This is a genomic window from Acidovorax sp. (assembly GCF_034519795.1).
Taxonomy (GTDB): Bacteria; Pseudomonadota; Gammaproteobacteria; order Burkholderiales; family Burkholderiaceae_C; genus Acidovorax.
Map to the genome: position 1 here is coordinate 420,449 of NZ_JAXHOB010000020.1, position 14,781 is coordinate 435,229.

At 66.6% G+C, this 14,781-nt stretch carries 14 protein-coding genes; 13 read left to right on the plus strand and 1 reads right to left on the minus strand.

Annotated features, from left to right (window positions below; genetic code table 11):
- Positions 1–48: 48 nt before the first annotated feature.
- The 7 genes from U5N23_RS23130 to U5N23_RS23160 all read left to right on the plus strand — a co-directional run bounded on the left by U5N23_RS23130 (position 49) and on the right by U5N23_RS23160 (position 8,072).
- Complete coding sequence (locus U5N23_RS23130; protein WP_322595068.1) at positions 49–891, plus strand: ABC transporter ATP-binding protein; 843 nt, start codon at positions 49–51, stop codon at positions 889–891.
- On the plus strand, positions 888–1,778 hold the full coding sequence (locus U5N23_RS23135; RefSeq protein ID WP_322595069.1) for a hypothetical protein: 891 nt from the start codon (positions 888–890) through the stop codon (positions 1,776–1,778). Before U5N23_RS23130 ends, U5N23_RS23135 begins: the two co-directional genes overlap by 4 nt.
- An 8-nt stretch (positions 1,779–1,786) precedes the next feature.
- A complete protein-coding gene (locus U5N23_RS23140; protein ID WP_322595070.1) occupies positions 1,787–2,641 on the plus strand; it encodes a hypothetical protein in 855 nt (284 codons plus the stop codon).
- A 16-nt stretch (positions 2,642–2,657) separates the two neighbouring features.
- The gene (locus tag U5N23_RS23145) at positions 2,658–3,362 is read left to right on the plus strand and encodes a PspA/IM30 family protein (RefSeq protein WP_007861927.1); all 705 of its coding nucleotides are present in this window, start codon (positions 2,658–2,660) and stop codon (positions 3,360–3,362) included.
- Between the two features lie 27 nt (positions 3,363–3,389).
- Positions 3,390–5,213: an ATP-binding protein gene (locus tag U5N23_RS23150; protein WP_322595071.1), complete on the plus strand. Its 1,824-nt coding sequence runs from the start codon at positions 3,390–3,392 to the stop codon at positions 5,211–5,213.
- A complete protein-coding gene (locus tag U5N23_RS23155) occupies positions 5,210–5,527 on the plus strand; it encodes a DUF6471 domain-containing protein (protein ID WP_322595072.1) in 318 nt (105 codons plus the stop codon). The genes U5N23_RS23150 and U5N23_RS23155 overlap by 4 nt, the downstream gene beginning before the upstream one ends.
- A gap of 238 nt (positions 5,528–5,765) precedes the next feature.
- Positions 5,766–8,072, plus strand: a complete 2,307-nt coding sequence (locus tag U5N23_RS23160; protein WP_322595073.1) for an NADP-dependent malic enzyme — start codon at positions 5,766–5,768, stop codon at positions 8,070–8,072.
- 177 nt (positions 8,073–8,249) lie between these two features.
- Here U5N23_RS23160 and U5N23_RS23165 read toward each other — a convergent pair whose 3' ends face one another.
- Positions 8,250–9,068 (minus strand): HDOD domain-containing protein, encoded by an 819-nt coding sequence (locus tag U5N23_RS23165; RefSeq protein WP_322595074.1) that lies wholly within the window; start codon positions 9,066–9,068, stop codon positions 8,250–8,252.
- A gap of 327 nt (positions 9,069–9,395) precedes the next feature.
- Between U5N23_RS23165 and U5N23_RS23170 the strand changes: the two genes are divergently transcribed.
- From U5N23_RS23170 to U5N23_RS23195, 6 genes are all read left to right on the plus strand, one after another.
- A complete protein-coding gene (locus U5N23_RS23170; RefSeq protein WP_322595075.1) occupies positions 9,396–10,427 on the plus strand; it encodes an ABC transporter substrate-binding protein in 1,032 nt (343 codons plus the stop codon).
- Positions 10,428–10,531: 104 nt separating this feature from the next.
- The gene (locus U5N23_RS23175; protein ID WP_322595076.1) at positions 10,532–11,368 is read left to right on the plus strand and encodes an ABC transporter ATP-binding protein; all 837 of its coding nucleotides are present in this window, start codon (positions 10,532–10,534) and stop codon (positions 11,366–11,368) included.
- Positions 11,369–11,383: 15 nt separating this feature from the next.
- The gene (locus tag U5N23_RS23180; protein WP_322595077.1) at positions 11,384–12,151 is read left to right on the plus strand and encodes an ABC transporter permease; all 768 of its coding nucleotides are present in this window, start codon (positions 11,384–11,386) and stop codon (positions 12,149–12,151) included.
- 4 nt (positions 12,152–12,155) lie between these two features.
- Complete coding sequence (locus tag U5N23_RS23185; RefSeq protein ID WP_322595078.1) at positions 12,156–12,632, plus strand: nucleoside deaminase; 477 nt, start codon at positions 12,156–12,158, stop codon at positions 12,630–12,632.
- A gap of 188 nt (positions 12,633–12,820) precedes the next feature.
- Positions 12,821–13,873, plus strand: a complete 1,053-nt coding sequence (locus U5N23_RS23190) for a patatin-like phospholipase family protein (RefSeq protein WP_322595079.1) — start codon at positions 12,821–12,823, stop codon at positions 13,871–13,873.
- A gap of 264 nt (positions 13,874–14,137) precedes the next feature.
- Positions 14,138–14,770 (plus strand): hypothetical protein, encoded by a 633-nt coding sequence (locus tag U5N23_RS23195; RefSeq protein WP_322595080.1) that lies wholly within the window; start codon positions 14,138–14,140, stop codon positions 14,768–14,770.
- Positions 14,771–14,781 lie beyond the last annotated feature (11 nt).

The following is a 14,781-nucleotide window of genomic DNA, read 5'->3' on the forward strand; positions in this document are numbered from 1 at the left end:
CGGCCCGGGCATGCACCACCAATAAGAACTGATACAACAAAGCCAAGCATGACATCGACCCCGAGCGCTGCGAGCATTTCCATCCACATGAGCGGCATCGTGCAGGAGTACCCTGCCGCCAACGGCCGGGGCGTGCTGCGCGTGATCGACGGCATCGACCTGCAGCTCACGAACCCCAGCATCAACATGCTGCTGGGCCCCTCGGGCTGCGGCAAGTCCACGCTGATGCGCATGATGGGCGGGGTGCGCCCGTTCAATGTGAAGACGCCGACCATCGGCCGGGTGGAGATCGACGGCCGCGAGTGCCTGGACCAGCACGACGATGCGGTGACCGTGTTCCAGCAGTACGCCAACCGCCCAGACCTGACGGTGTGGGACAACGTGGCCTTTCCGTTCACGCTCAAGCTGTGGAAGGGGCGCATCACCCAGGCCGAGATCAAGGAGCGCGTGGACACCATCCTCGCCGCGGTGGGCCTGGCCGACAAGAAGGCCATGCGCCCGGCGCAGCTGTCGGGTGGGCAGAACCAGCGTGTGGCCTTGGCGCGCGCCCTGGTGCTGCGCCCGCGCATCTTGCTGATGGACGAGCCCTTTGGCGCGCTGGACCCGCAGACGCGCGAGGAGATGCAGCGGCTGCTGCTGTCGCTGTGCAAGGCCAACCCCTGCCTGGTGGTCTTCGTCACGCACGACGTGAGCGAGGCGCTGGCGCTGGGCGACCGGGTGATCGTGCTCTCGCCCCAGCCCGCAAAGATTGCCGATGACTTTGCCATCCACGCCGAGCACCCGCGCTCGGAGGCCTGGGCGCGGTCCACCGAGACCCTGCGCATGCAGGACCGCATCCTCACGTCGCTGCGCGACGCGAAGGGCCATGGCCAGATCACGCTGAGCGTATGAAATTCGACCCGGGCGAACGGGAAGAGCCCCCGTACATCCAGGAGTTTTTGACCAGCAAGTGGAACGTCACGGCCTCGCTGGGCGCGGCCGCGCTAGCGGTGCTGGCGTCCTTCCCGTACGGGTTGCCGGGCTTCATTTTCGTGGGCACGGCGTACGCGGCCATCGAAGGGCTGGCGCTGCTGTACGTGCCGGGCATGTCGACCTTTCGCTACAGCGTGCGGCGCAAGTACGCCACGCTGCGCTACCAGGCGCAGGTGGACAGCCTGCTCAAGGAGCTGGGCGACCGCAATGAATGCGACCCCAGCTCCAAGCGCATGCGCGTGTACCTGCAGACGCTGGACCGCATCGACGCGCTGGAGCGCATGGTCAAGGCCCGCACCTGCGCGCTGAGCGTGGAGGACATCGACCGCCTGAAGGACGTGACACGCGACTACCTGGCGCGCTGGCTGGCCATCGTGAGCGCCAACGAGCGCCAGAGCCAGCTGAGCAAGAAAGAGATCGCCGACCGCCTGCGCAGCGTGGAAGAGCAGTTGGCAGCGACCACCGGCGAGCGCGAGCGCCGCCAGCTGCTGCAGGCCAAAAAGGACTACCTGCGGCTGATGGAGAGCAGCAGCCGCCTGAGCAGCCGCATGTTCGCCATCGAGGCGGCCATGGTCTCCATGCCCGACATCATCGAAGAGGTCTTTCAGCAGGCCGTGTCGATGCCCATGGCCAGCGATGCATCGGCCCGGCTGCGCGAGAGCGTGGACCGCCTGGCAATCGAAGAAAACCTGGAGGCCGACATCAGCGAGGAGCTGGACACCATCGGCGTCCATGTACCGAGCCCCGCCGTGGCAAAAGCTGCCGCGGCCCCCGTGCCCCGCCCCGTGGCACAAACCATGAAATGACCCCTGCCATGAAGACCACCACCGTACAGAAATCGCACCTGCAGACCCTCGTCGATTTCGACGAGTACACGCGCCTGATGGAGGCCGCGCTGAAGGCTGCCATCGTCTCCGACGAGCCGGGCCGGCTGGTGCGCTTCTTTGCGCGCTACATCGCCTGGAACGGCTACTTCGGCTGCAGCGTGGCGTCGCTGGCGGGCAAGATCGGCTGCGCACGGCATTTGTTCACCGACCCGGCCGAGCCCTTTCTGCCGGCGGCCGACCGCAACGTGCTGGTGGCCAGCTACATCTTCGATGCGGCGCGCGACGAGTTCGACGACCATTCGACCCGCGCGCGCGACCCGCACCGCAGCCTGGCACAGGCCTTCCTCAAGGGCATCGTGCAGACCACCATGCCGGGGGCCGACATGGCCACGCTGAATGCGCTGGCGGCCGAGCCCGCCTGGCTCAAGGCGCTGAACCAGGGCGTGATGCGCGGCTATGGCGGCGGGCAGGACGATTCGCTCGCATCCATCTTCCACGCCATGGGCTACCACCTGGGCAGCGAGCTGCTGGCCGACCGCGAGTTCACCGTGATCGGCGCCACCCTGCGCGAGGCCGGCGGCGGCCTGGCCGAGCGCCTGTTCCACACCGAGGTGGACATCGGCAGCACCAAGCACAAGGCCTTGTCCTGGGTGGGCATCCACTCGGGCGAGGGCGGCGCCGTGGAGGCCGACCACTTCGAGTGGGCCACCCAGGGCGTGAACGCCGCCTTCGACTTCATCGACCCCGCGCAGCGCGCGGCCATGCTGACCCAGGTCGAGCAGGGCTTTGCCGCCTTTGCCCAGGACCACCGCACCTTCTTCGACAACGTCAACATCAGCTAAGCAAGGGACCTGCACCATGGCTTCTTCCAACTTCCTCGGCCGCCTGAGCAACCTGTTCACCGGCTTTCTCTCGCTGTTCGTCTCGGGCATCGAAAAGAACAACCCCGAGATCGCGTACGAGAACTCGATCAACAGCATGAAGGCCAACTACGACCGCCTGAAGAAGGCGGCGGGCGCCATCATCCGCCAGCGCGACGACGTGACCACGCGCCTGCACAACGCCAAGCAGAAGCAGGCGCAGCTCGAAGCCAACCTGCAGCAGGCCATGGACACCAACCAGGACGACCTGGCGGTGAGCATTCTGCAGATGAAGAACGACAACGACCAGTCGGTGACCGAGCTCACGGCCGAGGCCGAGACGGCCATGGCCGAGGCCGAGAAGATCAAGGACGCGCTGCTGGAGATGAAGAGCGAGATCAAGCGCGTGGAAGACGAGCGCGACCGCAACCTGGCCAAGCTGGCCGGTGCCAAGGCCAAGATCCAGATCCACAGCCAGCTCGAAGGCCTGTCGGTGGATGCCGAGATTCGCGCGCTGGACAACGTGCGCGGCCACATCGCCAACGTGATCTCCGAAGCCAACCTGGGCGACGAGCTGCGCGGCGCCGACCTGGATGTGCGCATGAAGGGCCTGCAAAAGGGCGCCTCGCGCGCCACGGCCGAAGCGCAGCTGGCGCAACTCAAGGCGGCACGCGCACAGGGTGCCGGCGCCAAGCAGATGTAACCAGCCTGCCATCGCCCAAGGAAACCCGTGAGCACACCTACCCCCTCCTCAGTGCCCGCCACGCCGGCCTGGGTCGACACCGTGCGCCGGCGCTACCTGGGCGGCGATGCCTCGGTCTTCGTGCTGTACCGCAACATCTACGACCGCATCCTGCTCGATGGCAAGTTCGTCGAACTGGAGCAGTACCTGTTCCGCTCGCTGCTGGAGGGCAAGAAGAAGCGCGTGCTTTCGCACAGCATCGCCTCGGGCACGCAGGCGCTGGCGGGCCGGGCCTTCGACGCTGAGGCCGAGCCGCTCGATGGCATCGAGCAGGCGCTGACGCACGAGAGCGGCACGGCGGTGGTGATCCACTACGCGGGCTCGCTGTTCCCGGCGGGCGACCCGTCGATGATGACCATGCAGGACCGCCAGGCGATTGCCAAGCTGCACCGCTGGTCGCTGGACCCGCAGATCGGCGACAGCGACAACGTGGTGTTTTTGCTGGTCGAGTCGCTGACCGAGCTGAACGCACAGATCCTGTCGAACCCGCGCATCGCCACGGTCGAGATCCCCATGCCCGGCCAGGCCGAGCGCGAGACCACGATCCGCATGGCCGACGCCTCGCTCGACGCCGGCCAGGTCACACGGCTGGCGCAGCAGGCCTCGGGCCTGCGCCTGGTGCAGCTGTTCGGTCTGCTGGGCAATGACAGCAAGGCGCCCGCGCCCAACGATGCCGAGCGCGAGGCGCTGATCCGCGAGCTGATCGCCGGCACCGAGGACGCCGAGGCGCGCGCCAAGCAGCTGACCAAGCTGACCAGCGGGCAGACCAACGAGCAGATACGCCACCTGCTGCAGCCGGGCAGCAAGGCGCCGGCCAAGGGCAACGCCTTCGAGGAGATCGCGGCGCTGTTGCGCACGCGCAAGCGCGAGTTGGTGACGCAGGAGTGCTTTGGCCTGATCGAGTTTGTCGAGCCGAAATTCGGCCTTGAAGGCGTGGGCGGCATGACCATGGTGAAGGCCGAGCTGGCCGCCATTGCCGCCGCCATCCGCTCGGGCAACGTGGCGCGCATCCCCATGGGCATTCTGGTGGTGGGGCCCATGGGCTCGGGCAAGACCTTTGTCACCAAGGCCTTCGTGCGCGAGGCCGGCATACCGGCGGTGATGCTCAAGAACATCCGCTCCAAGTGGGTGGGCGCGACCGAGAGCAACCTGGAGAAGGTGCTGGCCATGGTCAAGGCCATGGGGCCGATTGCGCTGATCATCGACGAGGGCGACCGCAGCCTGGGTGGTGAGGGCGACGAGGACGGCGGCACCTCGTCGCGCGTCACGGCGCGGCTCAAGGAGTTCATGTCGGACACCGACAACCGCGGCCAGGTGCTGTTCATCATGATGACCAACCGGCCCGACAAGCTCGATGCCGACATGAAGCGGCCGGGCCGCTTCGACACCAAGATACCGCTGTTCTTCCCCGAGAACGGGGCCGAGCGCGCGAACATCGTGCGCGTGATCCTGAAGCGCTTTGGCAAGGCCGTCGAGGAGCCGGCGCCGCAGGATGACGACGACGGCACCAGCGCAGGCTGGATGGAGGCGGCGCTCGAAGACACCGAGTTCTCGAACGCCGAGCTGGAGGCGCTGACCCTGCTGTCCATCGACCTGGCCGAGCGCGCCGATGGCCGGCTCACGCGCGAGGTGTTTTTGCAGGCCGCGGTGGACTACATGCCCACGCGCGACACGCTGATGATCGAGTACATGGAGCTTTTGGCCATCTCCGAAGCATCGCGCCGCAGCCTGCTGCCCGAGAAGTTCAAGCACCGCACCACCGACGAGCTGCACGCCGAGATGAAGCGCGTGCGCAGCCAGCTGCGCCTATGAGCAGCGCCAGCGACCATGTGCACACCCTTGCCAAGGAGCAGGTGCGCAAGGCACTGACCGCCGCGAAGAACGACAAGCGCTGGGGCTGGCAGGAGGTGTCGGAGCTGCTCACCGAGCTGGGCATCGAGCAGACCCCGAACAACCTCACCACGCGCCAGAGCCGGGGTGCGTTCAAGGCGTCTGACTTTTTGCTGCTGCTGCGCAGCATGGGCGTGACGCACCTGGACCTGAGCGCCCTCGAAATCCCCGGCCTGGCGCCGGCCACCCGCAAGGTGGAGGCCAACAAAAAGGCACGGCTGTCCAAACCTGGATAGGCCTATTGGCTTTCTGAAAAGGAAGACAATCCGATTTTTGCCGTGCACCGGGCCCACCGCCCCGCCCACCTCACCGGCCCCACCGGGCCAGGTCAGGCCTCCACCCCGTGACCATTCCATCGATGGAACCCCAGGTTGGAATCCATGCAATCAACGCATTAACCCTCACCCCGATAGCTTCCTCCATGGAGTAAGCTCATTTTTGGCATTTGCTGAGAATCTCCTGCAGGATTTCCGTATGACACAGAACCTTTCCGCTGCCGAAGAGGCATTGCGCGACGCGGCCCGCGAATACCACCGCAACCCCAGCCGGGGCAAGATCGCAGTCACCCCCACCAAGCCCCTGTCCAACCAGCGCGACCTGTCGCTGGCCTACTCGCCGGGCGTGGCCTATCCCTGCCTCGATATCGAGGCCGACCCGTCCAAGGCCTTCGACTACACCTCGCGTGGCAACCTGGTGGGCGTGATCACCAACGGCACGGCCGTGCTGGGCCTGGGCGACATCGGCCCGCTGGCCAGCAAGCCGGTGATGGAGGGCAAGGGCTGCCTGTTCAAGAAGTTCGCCGGCGTGGATGTGTTCGACATCGAGCTGGCCGAGCGCGACCCGGACAAGCTGGTCGAGATCATTGCGGCGCTGGAGCCCACGCTGGGCGGCATCAACCTCGAAGACATCAAGGCGCCCGAGTGCTTCTACATCGAGAAGAAGCTGTCGGACCGGCTGAACATCCCCGTCTTCCACGACGACCAGCACGGCACGGCCATCATCTCCAGCGCTGCGCTGCTCAACGGCCTGGAGCTGGTGGGCAAGGAGATCGGCGCGGTGAAGATCGCCGTCTCGGGCGCGGGTGCCGCCGCCATTGCCTGCGTGGACGTGATGGTGGGCCTGGGCGTGAAGCGCGAGAACGTCTTCATGGTGGACTCCAAGGGCGTGATCTACGAAGGCCGCCCCGGCGGGCTCGATGCCTCCAAGCAGCGCTATGCGCAAAAGACGGAGGCCCGCACCCTGGCCGATGTGGTCGATGGTGCCGACGTCTTCCTGGGCTGCTCGGCCCCCGGCGTGCTCACGGCCGAGATGTGCAAGACCATGGCCGCCAAGCCCATCATCCTGGCGCTGGCCAACCCCGAGCCCGAGATCCGCCCCGAGCTGGCCAAGGCTGTGCGGCCGGACTGCATCATCGCCACGGGCCGCTCGGACTACCCGAACCAGGTCAACAACGTCCTGTGCTTCCCCTACATCTTCCGCGGCGCGCTGGACTGCGGCGCCACCAAGATCACCGAGGCCATGAAGCTGGCCTGCGTGCGCGAGATCGCCGACCTGGCCAAGGCCGACGTCAGCGAAGAAGTGGCCAGCGCCTATGCGGGCAAGGAGCTCACCTTCGGCCCCGACTACCTGATCCCCACACCGTTCGACTCGCGCCTGATCCTGAAGATCGCGCCCGCCGTGGCCAAGGCGGCGGCAGAGTCCGGCGTGGCCACACGCCCCATCACCGACATGGAGGCCTACAAGGAAGCCCTGTCGCGCTTCGTGTATCAGACCGGCATGCTGATGCGCCCGGTGATCACTGCGGCCAAGGCGCTGCCAGAAGGCAGCAAGCGCGTGGCCTACGCCGATGGCGAGGACGAGCGCGCGCTGCGTGCCGCGCAGATGGTCATTGACGACAAGATCGCCCATCCCATCCTCATTGGCCGCCCCGCCGTGATCGCCGCCCGCATCGAAAAAGCCGGCCTGCGCATGCAACTGGGCAAGGATGTGGAGGTGTGCAACCCCGAGGACGATCCGCGCTTTCGCCAGTACTGGGAGCACTACCACGGCCTCATGAAGCGCAACGGTGCCACGCCCGAAGTGGCCAAGGCCGCCGTGCGCCGCTCCAACACCATCATCGCCTCGCTGATGGTGGCGCTGGGCGATGCCGATGCCATGATCTGCGGCCTGGTGGGCACCTATGAAACCCACCTGGAGCGCATCCACAGCATCCTGGGCCGCCAGGAAGGCGTGAACGACTATGCCGCCCTCAATGCCCTGATGACCAACCGGGGCACGCTCTTCATCGCCGACACCTACGTGAACGAGGACCCCACGGCACAGCAACTGGCCGACATCGCCTGGATGTCCGTGCAGGAGGTGCAGCGCTTCGGACTGCCGGCCAAGGTGGCCTTCCTGTCGCACTCCAGCTATGGCTCGTCCAAGCGCGCCTCGGCCCGCAAGATGCGCGAGGCGCGCGACCTGTTCGTGGCCGCCCACCCCGAGATCGAGTGCGATGGCGAGCTGCACGGCGACGCCGCGCTGGAGCCCAACATCCGCAATGCCTACATGGCGGACTCCACGCTCACCGACTCGGCCAACCTGCTGATCTGCCCCAACCTGGACGCGGCCAACATCCTCTACAACGTGCTCAAGACCACGACCAGCGGCGGCGTGACCGTGGGCCCTATCCTCATGGGCGGCGCTGCCACGGCGTACATCCTGACCCCTGCGGCGACGGTGCGCCGGGTTTTCAACATGACCGCCCTGGCCGTTGCCAGCGCAGCCACGCGCGCGCATTGATCTGCAGCAGCGCTTACAAAAAAAGAGGCCCTCGGGCCTTTTTTTTCGATCCGCCGTGCGGGTTCAGAGGCTGGGAATTTTCTGGCCGTGCCCGAAGGGCGCGTCAAAACGCACTGGGTCGACGATCCGGGGTGTTTTGGCGTGCAAGGCGGGCGTGGACGAATGATTCTCAGCCTCTCAGCGCACGGACACGTCCACGTAGCCGGCGACGGGCGGCAGGTGCTCGATGAGCCAGTCGGCATCGAGCTGCAGGGCGCGGGTCACTTCGGCGGGCAGGCTGGCGATGGTGTCGGCGGGGGACTTGGGTTCCTCCAGCCCGATCTCGGCCAGCAGGGTGGCCACGTGCAGGATGCCGCCCAGGCGGCAGAACGGGTTGGAGGCCACGGGGTCCTCGGCCGTCTCCAGCGCACGCACGATGGTGTCCGGAAAGCGCCAGCGCCGCGCCAGCTCGCCGGTGACCTGCGCTTCGGTGAAGCCCAGCAGCGAGCGCTCGCGCTCCCAGCGGCCACCCGCATGGTGGGGCAGCTGTTCGATGGCGGGAATCTGCTCGGGCATCTTCTGCGCAATGATCAGCTCGCCCAGGCGCACCAGGAAGCCGGCCAGCCAGGACTCCTGCACGTCCGAGCCCAGGGTGCGCGCCAGCCACTGCGAGTAGCCGGCGATGGCCATGCTTTCCCTCCAGAAGGCTTCGGCGTCCACACCCGAGGCATCCTTGAACACGCCGGACATGCACGACGCCAGGGCCAGGGTGCGCACCTGGTTCAGGCCCACCATGGTGATGGCATCGTCGAGCGAGGCCACCTGGCGCGGCAGGCCGAAACGGGCGCTGTTGGCCAGGCGGATCAGCTTGGCCGTGAGGGCCGGGTCCTTGGAAATCGCGCTGCGCACCTTCTCGAAGGGGATGTCATCGTCCTTCATGGTGGCGATCAGCTCGCGCGCCACGTCGGGGATGGTGGGCAGTTGCACGTTCTCGAAGAATTCCTGGATATTTGCCATGGAGACCCCCCTCAACCATTGGAAACGAATGGACTTTCGTTGTACCACCGGCACGCCGGCCGCGGGTGCACGTTTGCCCCAATGCGCGCACCTGGCTGGGGCATCGCGGATGTACCACCGTGGCATACAGTGCTGATGCACCATTTCGGGAAAGCCTGTAGGGCCGTATGCACCAAACTGGCGAACAATAGGCGCCACCCCGGTCCCGCTCCCCTGAAAGCGGGCATCGTTTTTGCTGATTGCTCGGCATCGCACACAGGCGGTGCATCCCGGCCGCCAGCGCGTTTCGCTTTTTATTTCTCTGCCACTCCCGACAGGATCCTACCCATGAACAAACGCTCCCTCCTGCAAGCCGCTGTGCTGCTGGTCGCCGCCGGCAGCTTCTCCCTGGCCCATGCGCAGGCCACCACGCCCATCAAGTTCCAGCTCGACTGGCGCTTCGAGGGCCCGTCCGCCCTGTTCCTGCAGCCCGTGGCCAAGGGCTACTTCAAGGCAGCGGGGCTGGATGTGTCGGTGGACGCTGGCAACGGATCGGGCGGCGCCGTGCAGCGCGTGGCTTCGGGCACCTACGACATGGGCTTTGCCGACCTGGCCGCGGTGATGGAATTCCACGCCAACAACCCCGACGCGCAGAACAAGCCCGTGGCAGTGATGGTGGTCTACAACAACACCCCGGCCTCGGTCATGGCGCTCAAGAAGAGCGGCATCACCAAGCCCGCCGACCTGGCAGGCAAGAAACTCGGCGCCCCGGTGTTCGACGCCGGCCGCCGCGCGTTCCCGATCTTCCAGAAGGCCAACGGCGTGGGCAGCGTGCAGTGGACCGCCATGGACCCGCCGCTGCGCGAGACCATGCTGGTGCGCGGCGACGTGGACGCCATCACCGGCTTCACCTTCACCTCGCTGCTGAACCTGGAGGCGCGCGGCGCCAAGGCCGCCGACGTGGTGGTGCTGCCCTATGCCGACTTCGGCGTGAAGCTCTACGGCAACGTGATCATCGCCTCGCCCAAGCTCATCAAGGAGAACCCCGCCGCGATCAAGGCCTTCCTGAAGGCCTTCACCAAGGGCGCCAAGGAAGTCATGGCCAACCCGGCCGCCTCCATCGAGCACGTGAAGGCGCGTGACGGCATCGTCAACGTGCCGCTCGAAACGCGCCGCCTGCAGCTGGCCATCGACACCGTGATCAACAGCCCCGACGCGCGCGCCGAAGGCTTCGGCAAGGCCGTGCCCGGCCGCCTGTCGCTGATGGCCTCGCAGGTGTCCGACGCCTTCAACACCAAGACCCGCGTGAAGGCCGACGACGTGTGGACCGACGCCTTCCTGCCCAGCGCCGCCGATCTCAACATCCTGCCCAAGAAGTGACCTCTGCGGCCAGCGGCGTGCCGCTGGCCGATGCATTCCCTCCGACCCGCCCGCCCAGCCGCCTTTTACGGGCTGGCGGGCCCAGCCCACAAGAACACCATCCAATGACGGCTGCCGATTCCTATTTCGTGGATTTTCGTGACGTCTGGCTCGCTTACAACGACGAGCTGCGCGCGCAGAACCACTTCGCCGTCGAGGCCATCGACCTGCAGGTCCGCCAGGGCGAGTTCATCGCTATTGTCGGCCCCTCGGGTTGCGGCAAGTCGACCTTCATGAAACTGGCCACGGGCCTGAAGATGCCCTCGATGGGCAAGATCCTGATCGACGGCAAGCCCGTGACCGGGCCGCTCAAGATCTCGGGCATGGCCTTCCAGGCGCCTTCGCTGCTGCCCTGGCGCACCACGGTGGACAACGTGCTGCTGCCGCTGGAGATCGTGGAGCCCTACCGCAGCCACTTCAAACAAAAGCGCAAGGAGTACGAGGAGCGTGCGCGCAAGCTGCTGCAGAAGGTAGGCCTGGGCGGCTACGAGGACAAGTTCCCCTGGCAGCTGTCGGGCGGCATGCAGCAGCGCGCCAGCATCTGCCGCGCGCTGATCCACGAGCCCAAGATGCTGTTGCTGGACGAGCCCTTCGGCGCGCTCGACGCGTTCACGCGCGAGGAGCTGTGGTGCATTCTGCGCGATCTGTGGACCGAGCAGAAATTCAACGTCATCCTGGTGACGCACGACCTGCGCGAATCGGTCTTTCTGGCCGATACGGTGTACGTGATGAGCAAGAGCCCCGGCCGTTTCGTGGTGCGCCGCGAGATCGAGCTGCCGCGCCCGCGCGACCTGGAGCTGACCTACACCAAGGAGTTCAGCGACATCGTGCACGAGCTGCGCGGCCACATCGGCGCCATACGCCAGGGTGCAGGCAAGCCTGCCGCCCCCATCCCGCAATAGGCTCCATAGATTCCCATGCACAACAAGAACCTCGAACGCTGGTCGCCCTGGATCCTGCTGGTGGCCACCATCATCCTGTGGCAGATCATCTGCTCGGCCTTCAACGTCTCGGAATTCATCTTCCCCAGCCCCTGGGCCATCGGCACGCAGCTGGTGGAGTTTGGCGGCGTCATCGCCGGCCACGCCTGGCGCACCTACTGGGTCACCATGGCGGGCTTTGGCATCGCCATCGTGGTCGGCGTGCTGCTGGGCTTCGTGATCGGCTCCTCGCGCCTGGCTTATGCCGCCGTCTACCCGTTGATGACAGCCTTCAACGCCCTGCCCAAGGCGGCTTTCGTGCCCATCCTGGTGGTGTGGTTCGGCATCGGCGTGGGGCCGGCCATCCTCACGGCTTTTCTGATCAGCTTCTTTCCGATCATGGTGAACATCGCCACCGGCCTGGCCACGCTGGAGCCCGAGCTCGAAGACGTGCTGCGCGTGCTGGGCGCCAAGCGCTGGGACGTGCTCACCAAGGTGGGGCTGCCGCGCTCCATGCCCTACTTCTTCGGCTCGCTCAAGGTGGCCATCACCCTGGCTTTCGTGGGCACCACCGTGTCGGAGATGACCGCCGCCAACGAGGGCATCGGCTACCTGCTGATCAGCGCCGGCTCGTCGATGCAGATGGGCCTGGCCTTTGCCGGCCTGATGGTGGTGGGCGCCATGGCCATGGTGATGTACGAACTGTTCAGCTGGATCGAGAAGCGCACCACGGGCTGGGCACATCGCGGGTCTCAGGGTGAATAACGCGATGGCGTTGAGCGATGCCCAAGCCGCCACGCTGCTGCGCCGCGCCAACACCGTGGCGCAGCGCGCCATGGGCATGGGTCGCCATCCCTTCGGCGCGCTGCTGGTCGCACCCGATGGCCAGACCGTGCTGGCCGAGCAGGGCAACATCGACACCGTGAACCATGCCGAAAGCACCCTGGCGCGCACGGCGGCGGCCAACTACCCCGGCGCCTACCTGGCGCAGTGCACGCTGGTCACCACCTTCGAGCCCTGCGCCATGTGCGCCGGCACCATCTACTGGGCGGGCATCGGCAGGGTGCTGTATGGCGCCGAAGAGTCGTCTCTGAAGGCACTGACCGGCGACCACCCCGAGAACCCGACGCTGGACCTGCCCTGCCGCACGGTCTTCGCCGCCGGCCAGCGCGCCACCGAGGTGCTGGGGCCGGTGGCTGCGCTTGAAGACGAGATCACGGCGCTGCACCGGGACTTCTGGCGCTGAGAGCGGCTAACAAAACTCTTCTGGCGTCGTTGCCGCGTCTTGTCGTACTACTCGTACTGCCTGCGATGCAGCGCCTAGCCAGAACCGCTTCGCTGAGTTTTGTTATCCGCTCTGAGCCGACCCTGTAGGCAACGCCGGAAAGCGCCCGTCGATATACTCGCCGCCCTGTAACCACAGGATATTTCGGCATGCGCCTGGACACTTTTCTGCACCCCCTGGCGCTTGCACTGGCCGTGGCCGGCCTGGCCGCGTGCGGCGGCGGCACCGCCCCGAGCCAGCCGGCAGCCGCTGCGCCGGCGCCTGCCATCCAGGCCACCGGCCCGGCGCCCATCAAGGTCGGCATCGCCCTGGGCGGTGGCGCGGCCAAGGGCTTTGCGCACATCGGCGTGATCAAGATGCTGGAGGCCAATGGCTTCGCGCCCGCTTTCATTGCCGGCACCAGCGCGGGCAGCGTGGTCGGCGCGTTGTATGCGAGCGGCATGAACGCCTTCGAGATGCAGGAAAAGGCCGTGGCCCTGGACGAGGCCAAGATCCGCGACCTGCAGTTTTCCACCGGCGGTCTGGTGCTGGGCAAGAAGCTCGAAGACTATGTGAACGAGCAGGTCGGCCGCAAGCCGCTGGAGCAACTGGCCAAACCCTTCGCGGTGGTCGCCACGCGCCTGGAGGATGGCGAGCGCACGGTGTTCGCCCGCGGCAACACCGGCCAGGCGGTGCGCGCATCGAGCAGCGTGCCCGGCGTGTTCCAGCCCGTCACCATCGGCAAGTACCACTTCGTGGACGGCGGCATCGTCAGCCCCGTGCCGGTGGACGCCGCGCGCCAGCTGGGCGCCGATGTGGTGGTGGCCGTGGACATCTCGAACAAGGCGCGCGGCAGGTCGCCCGGCGACATGCTGGGCACGCTGGGCCAGTCCATCGCCATCATGGGCCAGAAGCTGGGCGAGGCCGAACTGGCGCGCGCCGACGTGGTGATCCGCCCGCTGGTGCTGGACATCGGCGCGGCTGATTTCAGCCAGCGTGCCAGTGCCATCCTCGAAGGTGAAAAGGCCGCGCTGGCCGCCATGCCGCAGCTGCGCGAGCGGATTGCCCAACTGCAGACCGAGCGTGCGCGTGCTGCGCAGGTGGCCCGCCAGCAGATCATCGAGGCCGAGCACAAGGCCTGCCTGGACAAGCGCTCGCGCCTGCAGCGGCTGGCCGGCATGGCAGGCATGGGCGAGGGCTGCCCCGCGCCATCGGCCAGGTAAAGGCCTGCCAGGCAAAGGCGGCAAAAGAACCCGCACTCGCGCACCGGGGCGCGGTGGCATGCCCTGCAAGACCCGCCGCAAGCACCCGGCGCCCGAAAGTGCGAGACTTGGCTCGATGAAGAGCGACTACAGAGTATCCAGGTCGAAGGCGACGTGGACCCAGGCCCGCCAACCCATGAAGGGCCACCGGTGATGGGCAGACCAGGGACGGTGGTACTGGGGCGGCAATCGGGTTGGTGGCCGACCGCAACAGGGCGGCGAGTGTTGCTGACCTTCCTGTCCCTGGCTTTGGTGCTGGGATACGCCCTTGCCATCCGCCTGCCACCAGCGGCCGGATGGGAGAACGGCTGGATCGAAAACAGCCAGTTGCTGATACTGGTCGGTGGCGGGCTGATGGCAGTGCAGTTTGCCCGGGTCAGCAGGCGCGAGGGCCTTCCATCCGCGATCAGGGCGTTCGGCCTGCTCTGTGCGCCCACCTGGTTCCTGATGGTCGCACGCGAGCTGAGCTGGGGCGCCGCGTTGGGCGCTCCCGTGGTGGTCATGCCCGACGGCCCTTTTTACTCCTCGTCGGTCCTGTGGTACCACGAGGCGATCCGGCCACTGGTCGCTGTCTTTGCCCTTTGCGCACTGGGCTTTGCCGCGCGATTGCGTCTCGGCCGGATGCTGTGGCGGCTTGTGCGCACGGGGAATTTTCCGACGGCGGAGTTCACCATTCTGCTGCTCGCGGCGCTGGTCAGCACTTACGCGGACGGGCATCTGTTCGGACTCCCCATTGTGCAGATGCTCCACGGGCATGAGGTCGTTCTGGAAGAATGGATGGAGCTGCTCGGCTATCTGGCCTTGCTCCTGGGGCAGCGGCATGTCTTTGCAGCGCTGAACGGCTTGTACGAGGAGTAGGCCACGCGCTC

What these genes read in the sequence shown, in the direction of transcription:
- U5N23_RS23130 (WP_322595068.1), top strand. Translation starts at nt 49, where the DNA reads ATGACATCGACCCCGAGCGCTGCGAGCATTTCCATCCACATGAGCGGC.
- U5N23_RS23170 (WP_322595075.1), top strand. Translation starts at nt 9,396, where the DNA reads ATGAACAAACGCTCCCTCCTGCAAGCCGCTGTGCTGCTGGTCGCCGCC.
- U5N23_RS23155 (WP_322595072.1), top strand. Translation starts at nt 5,210, where the DNA reads ATGAGCAGCGCCAGCGACCATGTGCACACCCTTGCCAAGGAGCAGGTG.
- U5N23_RS23145 (WP_007861927.1), top strand. Translation starts at nt 2,658, where the DNA reads ATGGCTTCTTCCAACTTCCTCGGCCGCCTGAGCAACCTGTTCACCGGC.
- U5N23_RS23135 (WP_322595069.1), top strand. Translation starts at nt 888, where the DNA reads ATGAAATTCGACCCGGGCGAACGGGAAGAGCCCCCGTACATCCAGGAG.
- U5N23_RS23180 (WP_322595077.1), top strand. Translation starts at nt 11,384, where the DNA reads ATGCACAACAAGAACCTCGAACGCTGGTCGCCCTGGATCCTGCTGGTG.
- U5N23_RS23165 (WP_322595074.1), bottom strand. Translation starts at nt 9,068, where the DNA reads ATGGCAAATATCCAGGAATTCTTCGAGAACGTGCAACTGCCCACCATC.
- U5N23_RS23190 (WP_322595079.1), top strand. Translation starts at nt 12,821, where the DNA reads ATGCGCCTGGACACTTTTCTGCACCCCCTGGCGCTTGCACTGGCCGTG.
- U5N23_RS23185 (WP_322595078.1), top strand. Translation starts at nt 12,156, where the DNA reads ATGGCGTTGAGCGATGCCCAAGCCGCCACGCTGCTGCGCCGCGCCAAC.
- U5N23_RS23140 (WP_322595070.1), top strand. Translation starts at nt 1,787, where the DNA reads ATGAAGACCACCACCGTACAGAAATCGCACCTGCAGACCCTCGTCGAT.
- U5N23_RS23175 (WP_322595076.1), top strand. Translation starts at nt 10,532, where the DNA reads ATGACGGCTGCCGATTCCTATTTCGTGGATTTTCGTGACGTCTGGCTC.
- U5N23_RS23160 (WP_322595073.1), top strand. Translation starts at nt 5,766, where the DNA reads ATGACACAGAACCTTTCCGCTGCCGAAGAGGCATTGCGCGACGCGGCC.